This window comes from Periweissella beninensis (assembly GCF_016908275.1).
GTDB classification, from domain to species: Bacteria; Bacillota; Bacilli; order Lactobacillales; family Lactobacillaceae; genus Periweissella; species Periweissella beninensis.
Map to the genome: position 1 here is coordinate 93,459 of NZ_JAFBDN010000002.1, position 25,889 is coordinate 119,347.

At 34.1% G+C, this 25,889-nt stretch carries 29 protein-coding genes and 1 other annotated feature; of the genes, 28 read left to right on the forward strand and 1 reads right to left on the reverse strand.

Features of this window, described 5'->3' with window-relative positions; translation table 11 throughout:
* Positions 1-6: 6 nt before the first annotated feature.
* The 10 genes from JOC59_RS01225 to JOC59_RS01270 all read left to right on the forward strand — a co-directional run bounded on the left by JOC59_RS01225 (position 7) and on the right by JOC59_RS01270 (position 6,917).
* Positions 7-531, forward strand: a complete 525-nt coding sequence (locus tag JOC59_RS01225) for a phosphoribosyltransferase (RefSeq protein ID WP_205142976.1) — start codon at positions 7-9, stop codon at positions 529-531.
* Positions 532-807: 276 nt separating this feature from the next.
* Entirely contained in the window at positions 808-1,152 is a 345-nt protein-coding gene (locus tag JOC59_RS01230) for a cysteine desulfurase (protein WP_205142977.1), read from the forward strand.
* A 288-nt stretch (positions 1,153-1,440) separates the two neighbouring features.
* Positions 1,441-4,083, forward strand: coding sequence for an alanine--tRNA ligase (alaS, locus tag JOC59_RS01235; protein ID WP_205142978.1), 2,643 nt, complete (start codon positions 1,441-1,443; stop codon positions 4,081-4,083).
* 109 nt (positions 4,084-4,192) lie between these two features.
* A complete protein-coding gene (locus JOC59_RS01240; protein ID WP_205142979.1) occupies positions 4,193-4,444 on the forward strand; it encodes an IreB family regulatory phosphoprotein in 252 nt (83 codons plus the stop codon).
* Positions 4,441-4,878, forward strand: coding sequence for a Holliday junction resolvase RuvX (gene ruvX, locus JOC59_RS01245; RefSeq protein ID WP_205142980.1), 438 nt, complete (start codon positions 4,441-4,443; stop codon positions 4,876-4,878). The genes JOC59_RS01240 and ruvX overlap by 4 nt, the downstream gene beginning before the upstream one ends.
* 9 nt (positions 4,879-4,887) lie before the next feature.
* Positions 4,888-5,187, forward strand: coding sequence for a DUF1292 domain-containing protein (locus JOC59_RS01250; protein ID WP_205142981.1), 300 nt, complete (start codon positions 4,888-4,890; stop codon positions 5,185-5,187).
* Between the two features lie 92 nt (positions 5,188-5,279).
* Positions 5,280-5,636 carry a hypothetical protein gene (locus JOC59_RS01255; RefSeq protein ID WP_205142982.1) on the forward strand — a complete coding sequence of 119 codons (357 nt, stop codon included), beginning with the start codon at positions 5,280-5,282 and terminating at the stop codon, positions 5,634-5,636.
* 94 nt (positions 5,637-5,730) lie between these two features.
* Positions 5,731-6,357 carry a transcriptional repressor LexA gene (lexA, locus tag JOC59_RS01260; RefSeq protein ID WP_205142983.1) on the forward strand — a complete coding sequence of 209 codons (627 nt, stop codon included), beginning with the start codon at positions 5,731-5,733 and terminating at the stop codon, positions 6,355-6,357.
* 32 nt (positions 6,358-6,389) lie between these two features.
* Complete coding sequence (locus tag JOC59_RS01265) at positions 6,390-6,629, forward strand: DUF896 domain-containing protein (RefSeq protein ID WP_205142984.1); 240 nt, start codon at positions 6,390-6,392, stop codon at positions 6,627-6,629.
* 66 nt (positions 6,630-6,695) lie between these two features.
* Positions 6,696-6,917 (forward strand): YneF family protein, encoded by a 222-nt coding sequence (locus tag JOC59_RS01270; RefSeq protein ID WP_205142985.1) that lies wholly within the window; start codon positions 6,696-6,698, stop codon positions 6,915-6,917.
* 218 nt (positions 6,918-7,135) lie between these two features.
* Here JOC59_RS01270 and JOC59_RS01275 read toward each other — a convergent pair whose 3' ends face one another.
* Positions 7,136-7,759 carry a lysophospholipid acyltransferase family protein gene (locus tag JOC59_RS01275; RefSeq protein ID WP_205142986.1) on the reverse strand — a complete coding sequence of 208 codons (624 nt, stop codon included), beginning with the start codon at positions 7,757-7,759 and terminating at the stop codon, positions 7,136-7,138.
* A gap of 80 nt (positions 7,760-7,839) precedes the next feature.
* Here JOC59_RS01275 and JOC59_RS01280 point away from each other — a divergent pair, with 80 nt between their 5' ends.
* The 18 genes from JOC59_RS01280 (at position 7,840) to rpmA (ending at position 25,881) form a co-directional block, all read left to right on the forward strand.
* Positions 7,840-8,598: a tRNA1(Val) (adenine(37)-N6)-methyltransferase gene (locus tag JOC59_RS01280; protein WP_205142987.1), complete on the forward strand. Its 759-nt coding sequence runs from the start codon at positions 7,840-7,842 to the stop codon at positions 8,596-8,598.
* The gene (locus JOC59_RS01285) at positions 8,582-8,860 is read left to right on the forward strand and encodes a GIY-YIG nuclease family protein (protein WP_205142988.1); all 279 of its coding nucleotides are present in this window, start codon (positions 8,582-8,584) and stop codon (positions 8,858-8,860) included. The genes JOC59_RS01280 and JOC59_RS01285 overlap by 17 nt, the downstream gene beginning before the upstream one ends.
* A 163-nt stretch (positions 8,861-9,023) precedes the next feature.
* Positions 9,024-9,803 carry a 30S ribosomal protein S2 gene (gene rpsB, locus JOC59_RS01290; protein ID WP_205142989.1) on the forward strand — a complete coding sequence of 260 codons (780 nt, stop codon included), beginning with the start codon at positions 9,024-9,026 and terminating at the stop codon, positions 9,801-9,803.
* Between the two features lie 174 nt (positions 9,804-9,977).
* Positions 9,978-10,853 carry a translation elongation factor Ts gene (gene tsf, locus JOC59_RS01295; RefSeq protein WP_205142990.1) on the forward strand — a complete coding sequence of 292 codons (876 nt, stop codon included), beginning with the start codon at positions 9,978-9,980 and terminating at the stop codon, positions 10,851-10,853.
* Positions 10,854-10,949: 96 nt separating this feature from the next.
* Positions 10,950-11,672 carry a UMP kinase gene (gene pyrH, locus JOC59_RS01300; RefSeq protein WP_205142991.1) on the forward strand — a complete coding sequence of 241 codons (723 nt, stop codon included), beginning with the start codon at positions 10,950-10,952 and terminating at the stop codon, positions 11,670-11,672.
* Between the two features lie 3 nt (positions 11,673-11,675).
* Positions 11,676-12,233, forward strand: coding sequence for a ribosome recycling factor (frr, locus tag JOC59_RS01305; protein ID WP_205142992.1), 558 nt, complete (start codon positions 11,676-11,678; stop codon positions 12,231-12,233).
* Between the two features lie 139 nt (positions 12,234-12,372).
* Positions 12,373-12,801 (forward strand): BlaI/MecI/CopY family transcriptional regulator, encoded by a 429-nt coding sequence (locus JOC59_RS01310; RefSeq protein WP_205142993.1) that lies wholly within the window; start codon positions 12,373-12,375, stop codon positions 12,799-12,801.
* Between the two features lie 23 nt (positions 12,802-12,824).
* Positions 12,825-14,957 (forward strand): HAD-IC family P-type ATPase, encoded by a 2,133-nt coding sequence (locus tag JOC59_RS01315; RefSeq protein WP_205142994.1) that lies wholly within the window; start codon positions 12,825-12,827, stop codon positions 14,955-14,957.
* 109 nt (positions 14,958-15,066) lie between these two features.
* Positions 15,067-16,029 (forward strand): ROK family glucokinase, encoded by a 963-nt coding sequence (locus JOC59_RS01320; protein WP_205142995.1) that lies wholly within the window; start codon positions 15,067-15,069, stop codon positions 16,027-16,029.
* Between the two features lie 79 nt (positions 16,030-16,108).
* Positions 16,109-16,495: a rhodanese-like domain-containing protein gene (locus JOC59_RS01325; RefSeq protein WP_205142996.1), complete on the forward strand. Its 387-nt coding sequence runs from the start codon at positions 16,109-16,111 to the stop codon at positions 16,493-16,495.
* A gap of 147 nt (positions 16,496-16,642) precedes the next feature.
* Positions 16,643-17,356, forward strand: a complete 714-nt coding sequence (locus JOC59_RS01330; protein WP_205142997.1) for an alpha/beta fold hydrolase — start codon at positions 16,643-16,645, stop codon at positions 17,354-17,356.
* An 11-nt stretch (positions 17,357-17,367) separates the two neighbouring features.
* Entirely contained in the window at positions 17,368-19,932 is a 2,565-nt protein-coding gene (mprF, locus tag JOC59_RS01335; protein WP_205142998.1) for a bifunctional lysylphosphatidylglycerol flippase/synthetase MprF, read from the forward strand.
* A gap of 164 nt (positions 19,933-20,096) precedes the next feature.
* Positions 20,097-20,759 (forward strand): histidine phosphatase family protein, encoded by a 663-nt coding sequence (locus tag JOC59_RS01340; protein ID WP_205142999.1) that lies wholly within the window; start codon positions 20,097-20,099, stop codon positions 20,757-20,759.
* A gap of 18 nt (positions 20,760-20,777) precedes the next feature.
* Entirely contained in the window at positions 20,778-21,440 is a 663-nt protein-coding gene (locus JOC59_RS01345; protein WP_205143000.1) for a tetratricopeptide repeat protein, read from the forward strand.
* 14 nt (positions 21,441-21,454) lie between these two features.
* A complete protein-coding gene (gene recD2, locus JOC59_RS01350; RefSeq protein ID WP_250966285.1) occupies positions 21,455-23,977 on the forward strand; it encodes an SF1B family DNA helicase RecD2 in 2,523 nt (840 codons plus the stop codon).
* A gap of 77 nt (positions 23,978-24,054) precedes the next feature.
* A complete protein-coding gene (locus JOC59_RS01355; RefSeq protein WP_205143001.1) occupies positions 24,055-25,032 on the forward strand; it encodes a ribose-phosphate diphosphokinase in 978 nt (325 codons plus the stop codon).
* A gap of 74 nt (positions 25,033-25,106) precedes the next feature.
* Positions 25,107-25,183: a sequence feature (ribosomal protein L21 leader region), on the forward strand.
* A 26-nt stretch (positions 25,184-25,209) separates the two neighbouring features.
* Entirely contained in the window at positions 25,210-25,521 is a 312-nt protein-coding gene (rplU, locus tag JOC59_RS01360) for a 50S ribosomal protein L21 (RefSeq protein ID WP_205143046.1), read from the forward strand.
* Positions 25,522-25,569: 48 nt separating this feature from the next.
* A complete protein-coding gene (gene rpmA / locus JOC59_RS01365; RefSeq protein ID WP_205143002.1) occupies positions 25,570-25,881 on the forward strand; it encodes a 50S ribosomal protein L27 in 312 nt (103 codons plus the stop codon).
* The last annotated feature ends 8 nt before the right edge of the window (positions 25,882-25,889 follow it).

Sequence of the window (25,889 nt, forward strand, 5' to 3'; positions counted from 1 at the left end):
AATTTAATGACAATAAAAATGAATCATGTAGTGCTTACGGAAAGTGAAATTAAAAGTTTAGTTAAGCGTTTAGCAGATGAGATTCGACGCGATTATGTAAATCGGCAACCTATTATGGTGCCAATTATGAAAGGTGCTATTGTTTTTACTGCTGATTTATTGCGTGAGCTAAGCGATATGAAATTTGATTTTGATTATGTTGATGTATCAAGTTATGCACATGGTGCATCAACTGGGGATTTGCAAGTTGAAGTTAATGTAAAAAAAGATATTACTGGACGTGATGTAATCTTAATTGACGAAATTATTGATACCGGATTAACACTCGATTTTTTACAAGCAGAGTTTAAAAAATATGGTGCAAAAACTGTTGCATCGGTAGTGGCGGTTGATAAAAAGGCTGGGCGAAAAGTTGATATTGAAGCGAATTATGTTGGTGCAATCGTACCTAATGAATATTTATTGGGATATGGTATGGATTTAGATGGGAATTACCGTTTTTTACCACAAATTATTGCTATTAAAAATTAATTTTTGATGGTATGTAACTACGTGTTTTAAGAGGAATTTTAATAAATTAATAAAATAACTGAATTGAAGTGCCCCCTGATATTGGATTAAACCCAATATCAGGGGGCACTTCAATTCAGTTATTCAGTAATAAAACATATTATGTTTTTGATAAGATGATTATGATAATCAAAAGCTGTAATTCTTGTTTAATAATTCCAAAGAGTTATTATTTTTGATATTCATTAGCACCCAGTTTAGGTTATAATTAGGTGAAAAATTAAGGAGTAATAAATAATGGCATTTGAAAAACAAGCACAGTTAGTAGGAGATACACGGATATTTGCAGTGCATCCTAAAGTTAAAAAATATGCTTTAATGGATACAGGATTTTTGCAACAAAAGAATGGTTCATTTCAACTACTTCGACAACTTGAACCAGATAAGTCTTTTGAGGAATCATTTAAGCTAAAAATTGTTTTTGCGAAAGATTTATCAGGATTTAAACTTAAAACAGTTAATAGTTTAGGCAATACAGTGGTCAATGTATTTAAGCATGACCGCCAAATAAAAATGGTTGAACAACTTGATTATTATTTAAATGAATTAGTAAATCGTGAAATTTTACTTGAAATTAATTAAAAAAATTAAAAAGAGTTACTTTTATAATAGTTAAAAAATGTTATGATATAAGGTATGAATATATTGTACGTTGGTGGGGATAGAGATACTTTGGTTGGTGTAAAAAGTACAAAATTAACGTAACAATGCTCTCAGACAATGTGCGTATTGCACCGTTACTCAGCGTTAATGAGAATTAAGCGGTTACGATGGAAAGTCGTTGCAAGCAGAGTGGTACCACGTGTAGCGCGTCTCTGTGTGCAAGGACTTTTTTTATATATTTTTATTTATAAGAAAGCGAGTAAATTGATGAAAGAATTAACTTCAGCCGAAATTAGGTCAATGTTTTTAAAGTTTTTTGAATCAAAGGGGCATAGCATTGAACCCTCACAATCATTGATTCCTCATGATGATCCAACTTTACTTTGGATTAATTCTGGTGTTGCAACTTTAAAAAAATATTTTGATGGTTCAGTTGTCCCACAAAATAAACGGATTACAAATGCACAAAAATCAATCAGAACTAATGATATTGAAAATGTAGGTCATACAGCCCGCCATCATACACTATTTGAAATGATGGGTAATTTTTCAATTGGCGATTATTTTAAAGAAAATGCGATTCCTTGGGCATGGGAACTTTTGACGGCAAAAGAATGGTTTGCTATGGATCCGGAAAAACTTTACGTGACAGTTTATCCAAAGGATACTGACGCAAAGGATATTTGGCTTAAGACTGGGGTGCCATTAGATCATATTTTTGAAGTAGAAGATAATTTTTGGGATATAGGACAAGGGCCTTCAGGTCCAGATACAGAAATTTTTTACGATCGTGGTGTTGAATTTGATAATTTAGCAGCTGATGATCCTGAAAATTATCCAGGCGGTGAGAATGAGCGTTATTTAGAAATTTGGAATATTGTATTTTCACAATTTAATCATACACCAGAAGACACTTATGAAGAATTACCTCATAAAAACATTGATACGGGAATGGGCTTGGAACGAGTTGTTTCAGTGTTTCAAAATGCTAAAACTAATTTTGAAACAGATCTATTTTTGCCAATTATTCATACTGCGGAAAAACTAGGATCAGGTGTTAAATATGGCGATAGTGCAGTGACAGACGTTTCATTTAAAGTTATTGCAGATCATGCCCGTGCAGTTACTTTTGCTATTTCTGATGGTGCATTACCTTCAAATGAAGGACGAGGCTATGTTATTCGGCGCTTACTACGACGTGCCGTGTTACATGGTCGTAAATTAGGAATCAATGGTGAGTTTTTAACTAAATTGGTACCGGTTGTTGGTAAAATCATGGCGTCATATTATCCAGAGGTTTTAGAAAATAGTGACTACATTATTAGTGTTGTGGCAGCGGAAGAAAAACGATTTAACGAAACACTTACTGATGGATTAAAGATGTTAAATGAAGTTATTTCTGATACGAAGGCTAAGAATGCTAAAGAAATTAGCGGATTAGTGGCTTTTAAGCTTTATGATACTTATGGATTTCCGTATGAGTTAACAGAAGAATATGCGCAAGATGAAGCATTAACTGTTGATCGCACTGGCTTTGATGTTGAAATGAACGAACAACGTAATCGGGCCCGAGCAGCCCGTAGTGATAATAAATCAATGGGTGTCCAAAGTAAATTACTTACAGATTTACATACACCTTCAAAATACGTTGGTTGGACTGAGTTAAATGTTAATAAGGCTAAATTACTAAATATTATCGAAAATGGCGAACTAGTAAAAAAAGCAACAACTGGCAAAGTTGTGCAAGTTATTTTTGATCAAACACCATTTTATGCGGAAATGGGTGGACAAATTGCTGATCGAGGAACGATTGAAAATGATAATGAAATATTTGGTGAAGTTGTTGATGTTCAACATGCACCAAATGGGCAAAACTTACATACCGTTAAGGTATTAAAAGAATTATCAATTGATACAGATTATCAATTAAGGGTGGATCAAACATTTCATGCGCAAGTATCTAAAAACCATACAGCAACGCATATGTTAGATCAGGCTTTGCGTAATATATTAGGTAAACATACTAGTCAAGCAGGTTCTTTGGTTACACCGGAATATTTAAGATATGATTTTTCTTTCAATGGTGCTGTACCACAAAAGAAATTAGATGAGATTGAAGCATTAATCAACGAAAAAATTAATGCAAGCTTACCAATTGAATGGATTGAAACTGACATTGAATCTGCACAAAAATTAGGTGCAGTTGCGGTCTTTACTGAAAAATATGGAGAAACTGTTCGAGTTGTTTCAATTGGTGACTTTAATGCTGAGTTTGATGGAGGAACACATGCCAAAAATACAAGTGAATTAGGTTTGTTTAAAATTGTAAGTGAATCTGGTATCGGGGCTGGTATACGTCGAATTGAAGCAGTAACAGGAAATGCAGCGTTTAAGCTTATGAAACAACATGAGAGAATGCTAGTGCAAGTTGCACAATTAACGAAAGCGCCTCAATTAACGGATACTGTAAGTAAAGTCCAAATGCTGCAAGAGCAACTTAAAGAACTTGAACGGCAAAATACGAGCTTAGCTACCAAACTAGCTAGTCAAGCCGCTAATGCCATTTTTGATGATGTAAAAACAATTAATGAGCATACTTTAATTGCTGCTAAGATAGACGTAACTGGCATGGATCAATTACGTGCAATTGCTGACGACTGGAAATCTAAGGAAGCATCTGATGTATTGGTTTTAATGGCGCAAACTGGTGCAGAAAAAGTTAATTTAATTGTAGCAATGAGTAAGACTGCAGTTGATAAGAATCTGAAAGCTGGTGATTTGGTAAAAGCGATTGCTCCTATTATTGGTGGCAATGGTGGCGGTCGCCCTGATTTAGCACAAGCAGGTGGTAAAAACCCATCTGGGATTAATGAGGCCTTAATAGCAGCTGCTGACTGGTTAGCACGGTAGTTTTACAAAACTGTAAATATTTGATTTAATTTTAGGGTTTAAGCTATACTTTATTGCTATTTACGTATACAATTACTAGTATTAAAATATATGTCTGGAGGTAGCCAATATGAGTTCATTAGATGAAACAACATTGTTTAATTTTGGAAATGCGCAACCTAAAGATGTGCATGAAACATTAGAAACAGTATATGCGGCACTAGAAAGCAAAGGGTACGATCCAATTAATCAAATTGTTGGTTATTTAATTTCTGGTGATCCGGCTTACATCCCTCGTTTAAACGATGCCCGTAATTTAATAAGAAAGCATGAGCGTGATGAAATTATAGAAGAGCTTGTGAAGAGTTATTTAAAAAAATGACACGATTATTAGGTTTAGATGTGGGTTCGAAAACAGTTGGAGTGGCAGTTAGTGATATAATGGGATGGACTGCGCAAGCTGTTGAAATTATCCAGATTAATGAAGAAGAAAAAGAATTTGGTATTGATCGTATGAAGGAGCTAGTTACACAGTATCAGCCAACTGGGTTTGTGTTAGGATTACCTAAAAATATGAATAATACACTTGGGCCACGTGCACAAGCAGCGCAGGACTATGGCGATTTGTTAGTTAAAACATTTGACTTACCAATTGATTTTATTGACGAACGATTAACGACTGTTGAAGCGGAACGGATGTTAGTTGAAGAAGCGGATACATCACGTAAGAAACGGAAAAAAGTAATCGATAAACTGGCAGCTAGCCTAATTTTACAAAATTATTTGGATGCCGGCGGAAAATTAACGAAAGCATGAGGAAATAACATGGCAGAAGAACCAAAAGAACAATTAATCACATTAGTTGATGAACAAGGAAATGAACAACTTTTTAATGTGTTGTTTACTTTTGATTCAGATGATTATAAAAAATCATATATCTTACTTTATCCTGAAGGAACTGAAGAAGATGAAGAAGTTGATATTCAGGCATTTTCGTTTAATCCTAATGAAGATGGCGAAGCTACTGAAGGTGAATTAGAACCAATTGAAGATGATGAAGAGTGGGCTATGGTGGAAGAAGTTTTAAATACTTTTTTAGCCGACGATAATAATTTTGAGGCTTAATTAGCGTTCATTCGTAATTTTTAATGGTTAAACTTAAGAAAGCTAGGCAAAGTAATTGCGCTAGCTTTCTTTTTATTTTTAGGAGGATAATAATGAACGTTTATGCAATTACAATTGTTAATCAGACCTTTATTGATGAAACGTCAGAACCATTTTTTGATGTAATAACTTTTTTAGCTAAGTTAACAAATACGCAAAGTCAAGATGTGCACTTCTTAAAAGAATTGGCAACTAGGACACAAATTACCCCAGCATACTCAATTGGTAATGAGCGTGTTATTGAAAAAGTGATGAAGGTCATTGATATATACGAATTAGTTGATCAAATTAGCTTTGGTGATGACGAGTATCCAGAGGTTAATAGCCGCCAAATCGTACCACCAAAAGCCATAAAGTTAGACGAGTTTTTATCAACTTATTTTGGCGATTTTGTTCTTGAAGATGAATGATACGAACGTTAGTTTGAAAAAAATTAGTTTTTAAAGTATACTTACCTTAAACATAGGACGAATTTTATGGTAAAAATGATTAAGAGGTGGCTTAATGGCGCGTGAAAGTAAGCAAGTTGATGTTTTACGAGTGATTTATGAAAAACAAACCAATCAAGGATATCCACCAACTGTGCGTGAAATTGGTGAAGCTGTCGGCTTATCTTCGACTTCAACAGTTCATGGGCATCTAGATCGATTGCAGAAAAAAGGGTATCTTAAAAAGGATCCAACTAAACCACGAGCAATTGAAATTACTGATGAAGGACTAACGCTTTTAGGGATTTCTAATAATCAGGGGAAAATTCCGGTTATCGGTGTTGTGACTGCTGGGACACCAATTCTTGCTGTTGAAAACCAAGCTGATGATTATTTTCCATTACCTGATAATTTAATACCTTATGATGGTGACCTATTTATGCTGAATGTTCATGGGACATCGATGATTAATATTGGCATTTTAGATGGTGATCAAGTAATTGTTAAAAAGCAAGACTACGCTGAAAATGGTGAAATTGTAGTTGCGATGACTAATGATGATGAGGCAACTGTTAAGCGTTTCTTTAAAGAAAACAACTATTTTAGATTACAACCAGAAAATGATGATATGGCCCCAATTATTTTAGAAACAGTTACTATTTTAGGTAAAGTTGTTGGGTTATATCGAAGCGAAGTATATTAATTACTACTTGAATAAAGTGGAGGATATGATTGATGGAACCAGAAAAATTAAGAAAACGGATAAATGAATTAGCTGCTAAGAAGAAAAAAGAAGGTTTGTCTGAAACAGAGGAAGTGGAACGTGCCGCGTTAAGAGCAGAATTTTTAGCTAATTTCCGCCAAGCTTTTCGATCACAAGTTGAAATGATGCAAGTTTTTGATAAGGCTGGAAAAGAAGTTACCCCAGAAAAAGTACGAGAAATTCAAAGAAAGAAGGGGCTTCGTGACGATTAACTCTTTTTTTATTATGAATAATAAAGTACACTGAAAGATGAAGTTTTTTATTTAGGAGAATAGTACATGGTATCAACTGGAATTATGGTATTAGCAGTGATTATTGCACTCGTTATTGGTGTTGTGGGTGGTTTTTTTATGGCTCGCAAATATATGGAAACATATTTGAAAAAAAATCCACCTATTTCTGAAGAAATGATTCGTTCCATGATGATTTCGATGGGGCAAACACCTTCACAAAAACGTTTAAACCAAGTTATGGCATCAATGCGTAATCGGAAAGATTAGTGGAATAAAATGCTAGTTAATAGCATTAAACAAAGAAAATGAATGACGAAATTTTAATAAATTTCGCCATTTTTTTATTAGAAACTAAACTTACGATCGACAGATTGTAGCTTTTGGTTAAATAGCGCTACCATAAAAGCACCACAAAAAAGAAGAAATGATAACACGTTCTCTTTGTAGTGCCCGCATACTATTTTAAATATATGCTATAATAAAATTTAATTTTTTGGTTTGGGATCAATATAGATATAATTAGGATCGAGTTCGTGATCTAGTGCATCAAAGGATGTTTGTAATTTGTTAGTAAATTCTTCGATGTTTTCCTCAGTTAGTTTTTCACCACGATTAACATAAATAGGTTCACCAAAATTAAGACTAACATTATTTCTTTTGAATAAGTTACGAAATTTAACTGGGCCTTGATATACGATAGGGACCACTGGTTTACCTGATAGTTTAGCAATCATCATAACTCCTGATTTTAATTCGCTACTGTGTCTTGAACCTGAAGGAAACATAATTAGACCCAAACCGTGTTTCAGATTTTTGGTGGGTGTTTTAATCACTGAAGGTCCAGGATTACTACGATCAACTGGAAAAGCATTTGCATGGACTAAGATCCAACGTAAGATGGGATTTTTAAATAATTCGATTTTAGCCATAAAGCTAAATTTTAATGGAGCTGCTGCTAAAGCAAAATAAATAGGATCCCACCAGGTTCGATGTGGACCAGCTAAAATGAAGCTACCAGATGGTAGTTTTTGGTAATTTTTAACCATTGGCTTACCATTGATTAAATAAAGAATCCAACGAGCTACGACTCGAATGAATGAATAAAACATATAAAAGTACTCCTTATATTTGATTCCATATACTGTGTTAAGTATGCAAAATTTATTAAATTAAAGCAAGTAGGTAACGTATGACAGATATCCAATTATTACCAGATGAACGAATTGATCAATTATATAGTCAGACAGTGAAAATCATCCAAAGTTCTAGTGTCTTTGCGTTTTCTCTAGATGCGGTATTATTGGCTATGTTTGCAAAAGCTAGTAAAAGTACAAAAAGCTTAACGGTTGATTTGTGTGCAGGCAATGGAGCTGTGGGCCTTTTTTTTGCGCATAAAACAAATGGTCAGATAGTTGAAGTTGAGATTCAACCACGCTTAGCAGATATGGCGAAACGCTCAATCAGTTTAAATCATCTTGAAAGTAAAATGCAAGTTTTAAATATTGATTTAGCTGATTCATTAAAATACTTGCACCATGATAGTATCGATACCGTTCTATGTAATCCACCTTATTTTACGGATTTGCCTAAATCTGTTAAGAATCCGAATCAATTCTTAGCAATTGCACGACATGAAATTAAAACTAATTTAGAAATGATATGTAAGGTTACTAGTCAATTATTGAAAACTAACGGTAAAATTTACATGGTGCATCGACCAGACCGGTTGCTTGATATTATTACAACTATGCAAAAATTCAACTTGGCTCCTAAACAAATTCAATTTGTACATTCAAAAAAAAATAAAGAGGCTAATATCGTTTTGATTGAAGCTATCAAAAATGGCCAACAAACTGGCCTACGAATTATAAAGCCGTTGATAGTTTATGAAGATGATGGCCAATACACAAGCGAAGTTCATGAGGCACTTTATGGAAAAACTAAATAAATCATATTATATGTATGTGTTATTGACAGCTGATAATACTTTATATACTGGTTTTACAGATGATGTAGCCAAGAGATTTAAAGCACATCAAGAATTTAGGGGAGCTAAATTTACTAAAATTAAGCGCAAACACCCCTTAAAGTTAATCTATAGTGAACAATTTGCAACGAAAGAAGCTGCTTTATCAGCTGAATGGCATTTTAAACACCAAACACGGCAACAAAAGGTCGCCTATTTAGCAAGTAAAGAAGTTTATATCTAAAACAAAAATTAAGTCTTGTATAGAACTTTAAATTTTGATAAAATAATTATCGGTTGTTAAATGCCAATTCACACCTAAGCCAATACTGACTAGGTTGCGAGCGATCGTCTAGCAGTAAATGCGGGTTAGGGAGGAATAAACACTTTTTTGGAGGAAATAACTCATGTCAGTTATCTCAATGAAACAATTACTTGAAGCTGGTGTCCACTTTGGTCACCAAACACGCCGTTGGAACCCAAAGATGAAAGAATTTATCTTTACTGAACGTAACGGTATTTACATTATTGATTTACAAAAGACTGTTAAGCTAGTTGACCAAGCGTATAATTATGTACGCGATGCAGCACGTGATGGTGCTGTCGTTCTTTTTGTAGGAACTAAGAAGCAAGCGCAAGATGCGATTGCTGAAGAAGCAACTCGTGCAGGTCAATATTTTGTCAACCACCGTTGGTTGGGTGGTACTTTAACTAACTGGAAGACAATCCAATTAAGAATTGACCGTTTAAAAGAATTAAAAGCTATGGCTGAAGATGGTACTTTTGATCGTCTTCCTAAGAAAGAAGTCGCTTTACTTATTAAGCAAACTGCTAAATTAGAAAAATTCTTGGGTGGTATTGCTGATATGCCTAAGATTCCTGATTTATTGTTTGTAGTTGATCCTCGTAAGGAACAACTTGCAGTTCAAGAAGCTCACAAACTTAACATTCCAATCGTGGCAATGGTTGATACTAATGCTGATCCAGATGATATTGATGTTAAGATTCCATCAAATGATGATGCTATTCGTGCGGTTCGTTTAATAACTGCTAAGATGGCTGATGCTATCATTGAAGGTAATCAAGGTGAAGACCAAGTTGATGAAAGTTCATTTGGTGCTGATGATTCAGTCGAATCAATTGAAGAAATTGCCGCTGTAGTAGAAGGCGACAACCAAGCTAAGTAATATTTAGTAGCTAATTAGGCTGCCACATTAGTTGCCGGTTAATTTTGGCCGAACCAATCGTGGTGGCTTTTTTTGAGAAAAAATAGTGTGTGTTGATAAATTTAAACTGCTATTTTTTAAAATTTAAGGTACAATATATAAAGATAAATAAAACTTAAGGAGATTTAACTACTCATGGCTATTACTGCTGCTCAAGTTAAAGAATTACGTGAAAAAACTGGTGTTGGTATGATGGATGCTAAGAAAGCCTTAGTTGAAGTTGATGGTGACATGCAAAAAGCAATCGATGTATTGCGTGAAAAGGGAATGGCAAAGGCTGCTAAAAAGGGCGATCGCATTGCTGCTGAAGGAATGACTTATGTTACTGTTAAGGATAACTTTGCCGCAATCGTTGAATTAAATTCAGAAACTGATTTTGTTGCTGGTAACAAAGAATTTAATGATTTACTACATGCTGTTGCGAATGCAATTGTTGAATTCCGGCCAGCCAATGTTGAAGCTGCTTTAGCTTTACAAGTTTCAGAAAATGAAACGCTTAATGAAATGATTATTCATACAACTCAAATTACTGGTGAAAAAATTACTCTTCGTCGTTTTGCAATCGTTGAAAAGAACGATACTCAAAACTTTGGTGCATATTCACACATGGGTGGCCGAATTTCATCACTTGTTTTAATTGATGGGGCTGATGCTGAAACTGCTAAGGATGTTGCGATGCACGTTGCTGCTATTAACCCACAATTTGTTTCACGTGAAGAAGTTCCAGCTGAAGTTGTTGCTCATGAAAAAGAAGTTCAAATGAATGCTGAAGATATGGCTGGTAAGCCAGACAATATTAAAGAAAAAATTGTTGAAGGTCGTTTGAACAAGTTCCTTTCAGAAATTTCATTAGCTGATCAAGCTTTTGTTAAAGATGGTGACCAAACTGTTGCCAAGTTTGTTGCTTCTAAGAATGGAGTGCTTAAATCATTCGTCCGCTACGAAGTTGGTGAAGGTATTGAAAAGAAAAATACTGACTTCGTTGCTGAGGTTATGGGTCAAATTAACTAATTTTTGGTATTGCCAAGAGGCGCGCAGTGGCGCACCTCTTTTTTTTAAAAAATATAAAATATTCAAGTCGATACACCAAAGGAGCATTAAAAATAAATGGCAGATATTAAATACAAGCGGGTTTTAATGAAATTAAGTGGTGAAGCACTCGCTGGTGATCAAGGTCGAGGTATTAACCCTATTTTTGTTAAGCAAGTAGCTGAAGAAATTAAAGAAGTGCATGATTTAGGTGTAGAAATAGCAATTGTAGTTGGTGGTGGCAATATGTGGCGTGGTGAAGCCGGTGCTGAACTTGGAATGGAACGTTCACAAGCTGATTATATTGGTATGTTAGGGACAGTTATGAATGCTTTAGCATTACAAGATAGTTTGGAAAACGTTGGGGTACCAACTCGGGTACAAACATCAATTGAAATGCGCCAAATTGCTGAACCGTATATTCGCCGTAAGGCTGTTCGCCACTTGGAAAAAAATCGAATAGTGATATTTGCTGCGGGAACAGGTTCTCCATATTTTTCAACAGATACAACTGCTGCATTGCGAGCTGCCGAAATAAATGCAGATGCGATATTGATGGCGAAAAATGGTGTTGATGGTGTATATTCAGCTGATCCTAAAACAAATCCAGATGCTGAAAAGTTTGAGACATTAACACATTTGGATATTTTAAATAAAGGCTTACAAGTAATGGATTCGACTGCTAGTTCGTTATCAATGGATACTGATATGCCATTAATTGTGTTTAATTTTAATGAAACAGGCAATATTAAACGAGTTGTTGAAGGAGAAAACATCGGAACTACGGTTAAAGGAGAGTAAAAAATGGTAAATGCTATTATTAATGATGCAAAAGAACGGATGGAAAAAGCAGGTGAAGCACTTCAACGTGAGTTACAAAATATTCGTGCAGGGCGTGCTAATGTTAGTATTTTAAATCGAGTTGAAGCAGATTACTATGGTGTTATGACACCGATCAACCAAATGGCTGCAATTCAAATTCCTGAAGCACGAGTACTTTTAATTACACCATATGATAAAAGTTCGCTTGATGCAATTGAACATGCTATCTATGCTTCGGATTTGGGTTTAACACCATCAAATGATGGCTCAGCCATCCGTTTAGTAATTCCACAGTTAACTGAAGAACGTCGTAAAGAATTAGCCAAAGAAGTTAAAGGTCAAGCAGAAAATGCAAAGGTTGCAGTTAGAAATATTCGTCGGGATGCTATGGATACATTAAAGAAGCAACAAAAAGCTAGTGATATCACTGAAGATGAATTACGGCATTTAGAGGAACAGGTACAAAAGGCAACTGATGTAGCAACTAAAAATGTTGATGCAATTGCTAAGGTAAAGGAAGAAGAGTTATTAACAATTTAATTTTTCTGATAATTAATAACTAAAATTTCTAAAATGTAAAGATGAGATTAATAACAAGAGAATTTTTTTGTTGAGTCTTTATCTTTACATTTTTAATTTACAATCGTAAACTAAATTAAAAAGTTCAGTGGAGGATGATATGAATAACTTAATGGCTGAAAGTGAATGGAGTTTGATGCGAGTACTTTGGACAATTAGTAGTGCAACAAGTAAGCAATTAACTAATATCATGTTTCAAAAAAAAGAATGGAGTTCGTCCACTACTAAAACAATTTTAAAACGTTTACAAGATAAAGGTTTAGTCACACATAATGGTGAGAACCGCAATCGCATTTATACACCATGTGTTGAGGAAAAAGTAATGATGGCTAGTAATTTAAGTAATTTATTGCATGATATGTGTTCGATGAAGGTTGGTGATAGTTTAGTTACTGCACTTACTAAGTGTGAATTAAGTCAAACAGATATTAAAAATTTGATTAATCTACTACAAGAAAAAGCAATTAAGGCCCCTAAAACGATTGCTTGTGATTGCTTACCGGAACATTGTCATATGAATTGTGATTAATTTAAAAATGAAAGAGAGTTTAAATGGCTAAGAACAAATTATCTAAAGCCGAGTTAAAAGCATTAATTAATGATTTGAGCGGACATGATGTTACTAAAGCGAACCTGCAGCATGAGAAGAATTTTGAGCATGAAGAGCTATCAAATTTTAAATTCATTGATTATAAAGAAAAATTAGCATTTAAAAATACTAATGCTGAGAATCACGAATCGCAAATAATAAAAATTAGTTTTAAATTGAAGGTGGCTATGTTATGTAGTTTACCAATTATTTTGTTAATACCCCAGGTTAAGCAATACTTACCAATTAATATGTTGCCTAATCAATATCAACAGATAGCATTAATGTTTTTTAGCACAATTTTAATTGTATACTGTGGATCAATTTTTTTTAAAAAAGCATTTCTTGAAATCAAAAATAGCCAACCAAGTACAATGTTATTACTTAGCTTAAGCTTAGTAATTCTATTTGGCTATAATCTTTTTGTAAGTTACTATGCAATTATAGGTGATACTTATCAAATTGCTTTATTTTGGCAGTTAGCCTTGATCATTGTCATTAGCTTATATAACGTGTTACTTAAAGTAAAACACAAAAAACAATTAGATTCTTACCGTAATAAACAAGTTATATTACCAGAAAAGATGTTTAAAAAGACGCCACAACAAACTTTAATTGAGATAGATAGTCACGCAGCTAGAATTGGTGATGTAATTGAAATAGAGCCTCATCAAATAGTCCCCATTGATGGAGTTATTATTAGTGGAGAAACAATCGTTGATGAAAGTAATATTACTAATAATAATTTACAAGTAATTAAGAAAAGCAATCATACACTATTGGCTGGCACCGTCAACGGTATTGGTAAGGTTGAAATTCAAGTTATACGTCCACAAAATATGAGCTATTATTATCAATTACAATATGAATTATTGAAAACACAAAAAACTATAAAACCATTGCCACCGTTTTGGTGTAAAGGTTTATTTTACTGGCAAATTCTAATCAGTGTTATTTCATTTATCATGAGCAAATTCAACACTAGTGTTGAACAATCTTTAAGTGTAATGACTACGGTTTTATTACTAGGATTACCTAATATAATTTATGAGCTTAAACAGGTAACTAATTATAAAGTTTTAAAGAATTTATTTGAGCAAGGAATTATGATCTTTAACAGTGATGTTTTTAAACTTTTAGAAGATATTGATTATGCATTAATTGATAAAACAGGGACGTTAACTGAAGGAACATTTAAAATTCGTTCACTTAGAGCCGTTAGCGATGATTATAGTGACAATGATATTTTAGCAATAATGGCAACACTTGAAGTTCATTCAAAGCATCCATTGGCCAAATCAATTTTAAGGCGAGCTAAAGAAACCAACGTTAATTTAATGCACGCAACAGAACTAGTAGGATTACCGGGGATTGGTATTGCAGGGGTAATTAATAATGAACGGTTCGCAATCGTGGCTGTTGATTATTTGAAGGAACATGCATTAGCGTTTGATCAAAATTATTTTGATAAATTAACTGCCGCAGGGAATTCAGTTAGTTATTTAATAACAAATGAAAAAGTAATTGGGATTGTTGCACAAGGTGATGTGATAAAACCAACCGCCACAAAATTGGTCAATGGTTTAAAACAATTATCCATCATTCCTATCATGTTAACAGGGGATAATAATACTATGGCACAAATTGTGGCTAAAACATTGGGAATTAAACAGTTTAATGCGCAATTAAAGCCACAAGACAAGCTTAAATTTGTCGAAACAGTTCAAAAAAAAGGTCGAGTGCTAATAATTGGAGACGGTCAAAATGACCAAGTCGCATTTAATCAAGCTGATATGCGAGTCATAATGGGCCTTGACTATCAAATGGATAATATAAAGGCTGATGTAGCACTATTAAACTCCGAAGCCACCGATATTTTGAAACTATTTAAAATGGGACGCTGGGCTAAGCATCGATCTACATTGGCAACTATGCTAGGAATTACATATCATCTATTGATTGTTATAATGATTTTTGGATTGAGTTTTATAATAATTCCAAGTCCAATAATGGGTGTAATAATTTCAATAATGATTACGTATTTATTAACTTATAATATGAAAAAGTTAACTGTAGAGACAAGTAAAAAAAATTAAAAAATATCAAAAAAAAGCTTGCAAAAGCGCTTTCATTAATGCAATATAGAATTATTGAGTTCTTCATATTTAGAAGAAAACATTTGAGAGAGAAGGGAATTTTTTTAGCATGGCGAAAGACAAACTTATTGGAGTTGACCTTGGTGGTACAACTATTAAATTTGCAATCTTAACAGATAATGGTGAGATTCAACAAAAATGGAGTCTTAAAACTAATATTTTAGATAATGGTTCACATATTGTACCAGATATTATTGAATCAATTAATCATCATTTAGATTTATATAAATTAGACAAAGAACGCATTATTGGAATTGGAATGGGAACACCAGGAACTGTTGATATTGAGGCTGGTACTGTTTCAGGAGCCTTTAATCTAAGTTGGGGTACTGATGTTAAGCAAAATGTTAAAGCAGATATTGAAGCAGCCACAGGGTTAACATTAGTCATTGATAATGATGCTAATGTTGCTGGGCTAGGTGAACAGTGGCGTGGTGCCGGTGATAATGCGGCAGATGTGGCCTTTATTACTCTTGGAACCGGTGTTGGTGGTGGCCTAATTGCTAACAGTGAGCTGATTCACGGTGTCGGTGCTGGTGGAGAGGTTGGTCACATGATTGTTGAGCCAAATGGTTATTTATGTACTTGTGGTAATCATGGCTGTTTAGAACAATATGCATCAGCTACCGGAGTTGTACATTTAGCACATGACTTTGCTGAAGCATACGCAGGTGATTCAAAATTAAAGGCTTTAGCTGACAATGGTGAAGAGGTTACTTCAAAAATTGTGTTTGATTTAGCTAAAGAGGGTGATTACTTAGCTAATGAAGTCGTTAATAAGGTTGCTTACTACTTAGGCTTTGCTTCTGCAAATATTTCCAATATTTTAAATCCCGCATCAGTAGTTATTGGTGGCGGTGTTTCGGCAGCTGGTGAATTTTTGCGTTCACGTGTTGAAAAACATTTTGCTAAATTTGCTTTTCCAACGGTTAGAACTACAACTAAAATCAAGTTAGCTAAACTTGGCAATGATGCAGGTGTAATTGGTGCTGCATCATTAGCACGTAAATAAAAATATAAAGGAACAATGACACTTGTGATTTGTTCCTTTTTGATTATAAAATAGTTTTTAGAAAATGAGGAATATAATAATGACATTGAATATTATTGCAATTATAATTTTGCTTGCATGGGGTGGATATATTTTGTACTGGTATTTAGCAGGGAGAAATGCTGCTAAATATGTAAAACAAGAAGAATATGTTGGCCTTATGCATACCAGTCAAATTATTGATTTAAGGGAAAAGGATGAATACCGACGCAGTCATATTATGGGGGCTCGTAATATTCCTTTTTCAATTTTTAAACAAAGTTATAATGGAATTCGTAAAGATAAATCAGTATTGTTGTATGATACAACAACCCGTATGTCAACGCGTGCTGCGATTACTTTGAAAAAGGCAGGATATCAGGATATTGTGATTTTAAAGGGTGGATTTACTGGATGGACCGGTAAAAAAGCAAATAAAAATGGATAATTGTGCTATGCAAAAAGCGGTTGGGGTCAGTGCACCCCAGCCTTTTTTATTTTGTTAAGGCCAGGATTAGAGATATGTTGTCTTTTTAATTAAACGTGTATAATAATTGATAATTAAGAAATCATAGAATGAGGAAGGGTGGGCTTAATGACTAATAATATTAAGATGGCAGATGGAACAACTATCACATATGATTTTTATCCAAAACGTGGAGCAAAAATAATTTTGTTACTTCATGGCAATGGTGGATCACGCCATTATTTTGAGCAACAGTTACAAATATATCGTACAAATTTACAAGTGTTAGTACCAGATAGTCGGGGGCATGGGGGCTCAACAAATACGCAATCTAAGCTGACATTTATGCAAATTGTCAATGACATTCATACACTACTATTAACCTTAAAAATCGAAAAAGTAATTATCGTCGGTTTTAGTGATGGTGCAAATTTAGCGATGCTTTTTACGAAGCATTTTCCGAATATGGTTGAAAAATTAGTATTGAATGCAGGCAATATTAATTTACAAGGTGTACGACTTAGTGGCTTGCTTGTTGATTATGTAGCTTACTTTATGTTAAAAATCTTTAGCTTACTATTTACTAGTTTAAGAAGAGTTGCACAACAAAAGCAATTATTGGTACAATCACCAAAGATGTCTTGGGAGGATTTAGCACAAATTTCAGTACCAACCCTAGTTGTAGCTGGTTCATTGGATATTATCAAAAAACAACATACTAAACAAATTGCTGCGAATATTCCAGATAGTAATTTAAGAATTGTTCCGGGTGTTGGACATACATTTGGCGCTAAATTTCCAATCAGATTTGCAATTATGGTTATGGATTTTATACAGGAGTAGATAGGGATTTTATGCAAAAGATGAAGGTGTTATTACAAAGATATGCTAAAGTATTTGAGGGAATATTTTTAATTGCAGTTTCAATTGCCATTTTAGTTGAAGTTATTTCAATTAGTAAGACAATATCACCAGCCATCTTAGTAGATAAGTTTGGTGATGTTTCGTTTATCAAGTTAGTGGCTGTAGTAATGATTGGGCTAATTGGCGTTTCGCCCATGCTTGGTTATGATATGTTATTAAATAAAACACTTAACAATAAGTTAAACTTGAGATATTTATTTGAAACAAGTTGGGTTATTAATACAATTAATAATTTGGCCGGCTTTGGTGGTTTTGTAAGTGTCGGATTACGAACAGAGTTTTATGGTAAAAAAAATAATAATAAATTATTCGCAAAAACTTTAACACGTCTATTCATGTTTATTATGTCAGGCTTATCAATTTATAGTGCTATCGCACTATTATTAGTTATTTGCGGTTATGCTAATCATTATGTTCAACAATACTGGATTTGGTTGGTAGGCGGTAGTTTATACATTCCAGTAGTATGGTTGACATCTAGCCTTAAAAAAAATGTTATTACAAAGAGTTTTAAGTTAAAAATAACAGGAATTTCAGTTCTTGAATGGACTGGTGTGGTGTTAACTTTTTTTACTGCCGGTTGGGCCTTAGGAATTCCAATTAATATTGTTCAAATGTTACCAATTTTAATTGCTGCGACCATCATTGGAATTGCATCATTAATTCCCGGATCAATTGGTAGTTTTGATGTGATTATGATTTTAGGATTGAGTGACTTAGGCTTGCCACGAGAAACAGCAATTGCGTGGTTATTACTGTATCGCATTGCGTATTATATTATTCCTTTTATTATTGGCCTAGTATTACTAATTCATAATTTTGGAGCTACTTTTAGCGAACGTTATAATGATGTACCAAAGCAGATGATAATGACTATTGGCCATGGTATTGTTACGGTATTACTATACTTCTCAGGCGTTATGATGATTGTATATGCAACCATACCGAATGCCTTTGAACGATGGCATTGGTTGAGTGCAGTAAATCCATGGTCGGCTAATTTAATTTACGAATTTCCAAATATTTTGTTGGGTTTTATGTTATTGATGGTAGCTCGTGGGATAGCATCAAAGGTTAAACGTGCTTTGATACCAACTGTGATTGTTCTATTAGTAACTATGGTTTATATGTTTGTACGAGAAGCAGCATATGTATCTGTTACCTTTACTATGGTCCTTTTAATTTTAGTATTATTAGTTCGTAAGCGATTATTTCGGCAACAATTTATATATTCTTGGGAAGCTCGTACTGTTGATAGTTTTATTTGGGCATTGCTAGTTGTTTTGTATATTTTTTTGGGCGTGTACAGTTTACCAGGGATAAAACATCATCATTCGCATATTCGCCATCATATTGAATTTATTTTATTTCCAAATGCCAAAATTTGGTTAAGCGGTTTGTTAGCCATTTTAATTGTGACAAGTTTTGTCTTCATATTAGAACGTTATTTGGAAGGTCATCGAATTATAGTGGGTGTTGATTATTTAAGTGGAAAAACCAGATTAGCTAATCTTCTTAACCAGTTTAAGGGAAATGCAACTAGTCAATTAGCCTATCTAGGAGATAAGAGATTGTTTTTTTATCAAAATAATAATGGTGAAGACACAGTTGTAATTCAATTTAGACGATTAAATAGTAAATTATTAGTAATGGGTGATCCATTTGGTAACGCCCCTGATTTTCCAGCAGCAATGCAAGCATTTATCCACGATTCTGATCATTTAGGCTATACGCCAGTATTTTATGAAGTATCGCAAGAAATTGCAATGCTAGCACATGAATATGGTTACAATTTTATTAAAATGGGCGAGGAAGCCCACGTTGATTTACCATCGTTTAGCTTGCAAGGCGGCAAACGACGGACACAAAGAACGATTGTTAATCGCTTCAAACGTGATAACTATCACTTTGAAATTATTAAACCACCATATTCGGAAGAATTCTTGGATCAATTGAATAAAATTTCTGATCAATGGTTACAAGGACGGCGAGAAAAGGGTTTCTCACTAGGTTTTTTCAAGCGCGATTATTTACAAAAAGCACCAATTGCAGTTATAGTTGATGAAAATAATAAGATATGTGCTTTTGCTTCTATCATGTCAAGTGATGACCATTGTGAAATATCAGTCGACTTAATGCGTTTTGGTTATGATGCACCAGGTAGTACGATGGATTACATGTTTATTAACTTATTTGAAAAAATGCAAGTTCAAGGGTATAAAACATTTAACTTAGGAATGGCTCCATTAGCTAATGTTGGGCAATATTACCAAAGTTTTTCAGAGGAACGAATTGCTAATTTAGTTTACCAGTTTGGTTCTAATTTTTACTCATTTCAAGGATTGCGCAATTTTAAAAGTAAATATGCGGATAGTTGGGAACCGCGCTATACTTCATATTCAAAATATAATTCAATTTTATATGTTATGATAGCTTTATTGATTGTTGATAATCAACCAATTGATGAAATTGAGATTCCAGTGAAATTTGAATAAATATTTGCTAAGGGGTTGTAGTATACCCCTTTTTTTGTATCTTCATCTGATAATAAATTAGCCGATTTACTGCGATTTTAAATATGTTTGATTAATTAATTGGCAATTAGAGTGCTAGTTTATTATGCTATACTTAGTTGTACATATTATGGCGGAGGACACTTATGACAAAGGTATATTTTGTAAGACATGGCAAAACTGAGTGGAACTTGGAAGGACGATACCAAGGTGCTAATGGGGATTCAAATTTATTGCCAGAAAGCTACAGTCAAATTAGTCAATTAGGCCAATATTTAAAAACAAGTAAAATAAAATTTAACCATGTTTATGCTAGCCCGATTAAACGAGCTCGGCAAACAGCTTTAGGACTATGGCCATATTTAAATGGAAATCCTAATTTATCACTTAGAAGTGGTTTAAAAGAATTTGCATTGGGGAGTTGGGAAGGCCAATCTTTTGAATGGGTTAAGGATAAATATCCGATATTATATGAAGGATTTCGGTATAATCCACAATTATGGGATGGTTCAAAAATTGGTGCTGAATCTTTTGAAAGTGTTATGCAACGCTTTGGTGATACGGTTAAACTAGCAGTCAATAATCATGATAATGATGCTAATCTATTATTTATTTCACATGGAGCAGCAATTACAGCAGGTATTGGTTCACTTTTAGGAACCCCATTAGCAGATATTCGTGCACGAGGGGGCATTAGTAATACATCATTGACTGTTTTAGAAACCACTGATAATCAAATTTTTACAGAAATAGTTAGAAATCAAACAAATTATTTAACTGCTGAACAAACGGCTAATGATACAATTTAAATTAGTTAGGAATTAAATATGAAAAAGCAAAGAGAAATTTTAGAAAAAAAAATCAAACAAGAGATACATATATTAATTGGAGCGATTGATAAAAATCCACGTGATTGGCGTAACTATAATGATTTAGCTATTTTATTGACTAAGATGGGAAATTATCCGGAAGCGGAAGAATTACTTATGAAATCTTTTGGTCAAGTTGAGAAAAATGATAACAATGGCCATGAAAATTTACAATATACTTTAGGTACTGTCTACTATTCAGCAGGTGAATATCAAAAGGCATGGGGGATTTTTAATCAGTTAACAGATGCAGATTTGAAAGGTGAAGCTTTAATTATGCTAGCCCAAACAATGCAACAAATGGGAGATTTTCAACATGGGTTGGTATATGCAATAACTGCTCTAGAGATAAACCCAAATGATGTTGCGTTGAATAATTTGATAGCTGATATGTTACTTGCACTTGGTGATTTTAAGCAAGCCCAAACTTATTATCAAAAAGTGCTAAATTTAGACGCTAAAAACAGCATTGCCCTTTTTGGGAGTGGATTGGTCGCGTTAGTTTTAGGCCAAGATTCACAAGACTATTTTAAAACGCTTAAGCAATCTGATATAGAGTATTTTACTAAAAATAAACAACGGGTAGATGATCTAATCAAGATGATTAATCAAAAGAGTTAGGAGGAGACATTCAGGTGCAAGAGCAACAATCCATGACGACAGAATTTTATTTTGTTGGTAAAATGCATTCAATTTTTTTTGAAGCTCAGGATAGCTTTTATAAAGTAGGAGCCTTTTCAGTTGAAGAAAATAATTTTGAATGGCACGAACCAGAAATTGTCGTAACTGGAAGTTTTGGTGATCTTCAAGAAGGAATGACTTATCGAATTATTGGCCATTTAGTAAAACATGCACGTTATGGACAACAATTTCAAGTTACTAGTTATCAAAATCAAGGTACTAGTACTGAAAATGGCCTAATTAATTATTTATCGAGCCCACTTTTTCAAGGTATTGGCAAAAAAACTGCTCAAAAAATTGTTGAATTATTAGGGGTAGAGGCAATTTCTTTAATTTTAGCTGATCCGAGTGTCTTAACGCCACTTAAATTAAAAAAAGATAAATTAACCAGTTTTGTTGAGCAATTGCAAAAAAATAATGGAATTGAACAAATAATTATTGGCTTAGCACAATTTGGCTTTACCGCTAATATGGCTACAACTATTTATGAAACTTATCGGGATGATGCATTGAAAATAATTAAAGACAATCCTTATCAGTTAGTTGAAGATATTGAGGGGATTAGTTTTCAAAAAGCTGATCAAATTGCACAACTTGTGGGAATTCCACTAGATGCGGATATTAGAATTGGTGCTAGTATAATTAGTGTTTTAACTAGTCAAAGTTTTAGTAGTGGGGATACTTATCAAGATGTTAATTTGGTCTTAAAAGAAAGTCAAAAATTACTTAGAAATAACAAAATCGTCATTGATCAAGAGAATATTCAAATGGTTTTACTTGAATTTGCTCAATCTAAAAAAATTATTGCCGAGGGCACACATGTTTATTTAGCTGATTTGTATCATGCAGAGTGGAATATTGCTGAGCATTTAAAACGGTTAACTAAGGCTGGTGTTTCTAAAAAATTTAGTACTAGTGAAATTACAGAAGCGCTAACTAGTGTTGAAAAAATGTTAAATGTTAAGTATGACCTTAGTCAAAGGAAAGCAATTATAGCAGCAATTAATGAACCATTATTTATTTTAACAGGAGGACCGGGTACTGGGAAAACAACGATTATTAATGGCTTTGTAGGTACGTTTGCTCTATTAAATGAAGTGGATTTGGATACAAACGCTTACAAAAAAGAGCCAGAGTTGCCAATATTACTAGCAGCACCAACTGGTCGAGCAGCTAAACGGTTGAGTGAGTCAACTAAATTACCAGCTAAAACAGTTCATCGTCTTTTAGGGATGACTGGCCGTGAAAAAAATAAAGTACCAGAAGTAGAAGATTTAAAGGGAAGGTTGCTGATTATTGATGAAATGTCGATGATTGATACACAGTTATTTGATATTTTAGTGGCTGCGGTACCTTTAAAAATGCAAATTTTATTAGTGGGTGATAAAGACCAACTACCTTCAGTAGGACCAGGACAAGTGTTTGCTGATTTATTACAAAGCAAAGCTTTTATGCAAATGGAATTAACACACATTCATCGGCAAGCACAAGAAAGTTCGATTATTCCCTTGGCACATGCCGTTAAACAGGGTAAAATTCCAGAAGATTTAGTTAATAATAAAACGGATAGATCATTTTTATTTGCGCGGACCAATCAAGTTAGTCAAATAGTCAAACAGGTTATCCAAAAGGCTTACGAAAAAGGGTTCAAAGATACTGATATTCAAATATTAGCCCCAATGTATCGAGGAGTAGCAGGAATTGATCATTTAAATAGACTTGTACAAGATGTAGTGAATCCATTAAATGTACATAAAGGACGCCAAGTGGAATTTAATAATCAAGTTTTTCGTGTTGGTGATAAAGTTTTACAATTGGTTAATAGCCCAGAAAGTAATATATTTAATGGTGATATTGGCAAAATTGTAGCAATCAATTTAGCAAAAGATGTTGGGAATGATACCAAGACAGATGAATTAATAATTTCGTTTGAGTCTGGTGAAGTTACTTATCCACGTTCCGATTGGCAACGGCTCACCTTGGCATATGCAATATCTATTCATAAGGCTCAAGGTAGCGAATTTGAAGTAGTTATTTTACCACTGGTAAATGCATATTCAGTGATGCTCCAACGTAATTTATTATATACAGGACTAACACGTGCCAGTAAAAAATTAGTAATTATTGGGGAACCAACTGCGTTTGCTAAGGCTGTCAATCAGTTAGGGGCTAATCGGCAAACAACCTTAGCCCAAAGAATAACTGCAGTTTATCAAAAAACAACACTAAATGAGGAAGCAAAACTAGGACTAGTAGCTAATAGTAACACTAAAACGGATACCGTAACTAAAAGTTTAGATGAAACAGTTAATGCATATACTGTAAAACCAAATCAAGGTATTGAAGAACGCATTGATAATGATAATAAACTAGCTTGGACAACTAATTATCGATTAACTATTAAAAACGTAGATGATCAAGATATTGATCCTTTAATTGGTTTAAATGACTTAAGTCCGTTTGATTTTATGAAGTAAAGCTGATTTGTTTGTTGCAAGAATTGAGATTTCTTGCGACAATTAAAAGGACATAAAAAGCTAGATGAGGTAAAAAAATGGCAGAAAATAAAAATATTAAGTTGTTCGCACTTAATTCAAATTTACCATTGGCACAAAAAATTGCTGACGAATTAAGCTTGACAATTAGTGAAGCTGAAGTAAAGCATTTTGCTGATGGTGAAATTCAAATTTCAATTGGAGAGTCAGTTCGTGGTGCTGAAATTTATGTAATTCAAGCAGTTGCTGATCCAGTAAATACTTCCTTAATGGAATTAATGATTATGGTTGATGCGCTTAGACGAGCTAGTGCGGCCAAAATTAATGTAGTAATGCCTTATTATGGTTATGCACGACAAGATCGCAAGGCACGCTCACGTGAGCCGATTACTGCTAAGTTAATTGCTTCGATGCTTGAAATGAATGGGGTAGATCGCGTTATTACAATTGACTTACATGCTGATCAAGTACAAGGATTTTTTGATATTCCTATTGATCACTTATTAGGAGCCCCCTTATTAGCTAATTATTTTTTTACACGCCATCTTGTTGGAGAAGATGTTGTGGTTGTTTCGCCGTCCCATTCAGGCGTAAGTCGGGCAAGAAAATTTGCTGAATTACTAAAGGCCCCTATTGCTATCATTGATAATCGGGATAATGAGAAGGATACAGCAGGTCCTTCAGAAATTATTGGTGAAGTTGCTAATAAAAGAGCAATTATTGTTGATGATATTATTGATACTGGTTTGTCAATGTCTGCATCAGCCCAGGCGCTCCATTTTGCTGGCGCTACTGAAATTTATGGTGTGGCTACACATGCGGTCTTGTCTGGCGATGCAGTGACGATTTTAAAAGAAGCACCAATTAAGGAGTACGTAACGACTGATTCAATTAATTTAGCTGTAGCAAAACAATTTCCACGCCTAACACAACTTTCAATTGGACCGCTTTTAGCTGCTGCAATTGAACGGATTCATAAAAATGAAGCAATTGAAGATTTATTAAAATCGCCGGATAATATGGATGTACAACTATAAATGTAATTAAATACATTGACTAAGTGTCTATTATTTGATAGTATGTACTTTGTTGTGTTTCACGTAATCGTTACGTGTTACTGCAACCGCACGGATCACGTATTAAGCTCGATTATAGCGAGCACGTGTTATGGCGAGTCTAAGAAAAAACACAAAGGAGGTGCACAAAACATGGCTGTGTACGCAATTATTGAAACAGGCGGCAAGCAATACAAAGTAGAAAAAGGTGATGCCATCTACATTGAAAAGCTTGCTGCTGAAGCAGGTGAAAAGGTTACTTTCGACAAGGTTGTTCTTTACAAGAACCGTACTGCAAAAATTGGTGAACCATTTGTTGCCGGTGTAAAAGTAGAAGCTACTGTTGAAAAACAAGGTAAGCAAAAGAAGGTTGTTACTTTCAAATACAAACCTAAGAAACACATGCATACTAAGCAAGGTCACCGTCAACCATACACTAAGGTTGTTATTGACGATATCATTGCTGAATAATATATTCAAAAATATCAATTTAATTAATAATTTATGGAGGTGCTCAAAATGTTGTTGAACATGGAAAGCCTTACAATGTTCGCCCACCACAAAGGGGGTGGATCATCTGCCAATGGACGTGACTCTGCTGGTCGTCGTCTTGGAACTAAAGTTGCTGACGGTCAATCATTGACTGCTGGTTCAATTATTTATCGCCAACGTGGAACTCACATCTATCCTGGTGTAAATGTACGTCGTGGAAATGATGATACTTTATACGCTGTTGCTGATGGTGTTGTTAAGTTTGAACGTAAGGGTCGTGATAAGCGTCAAGTATCTGTTTACACTCGTGAACAATACAACGAAATCATTGCTAAATAGTTAAAAGC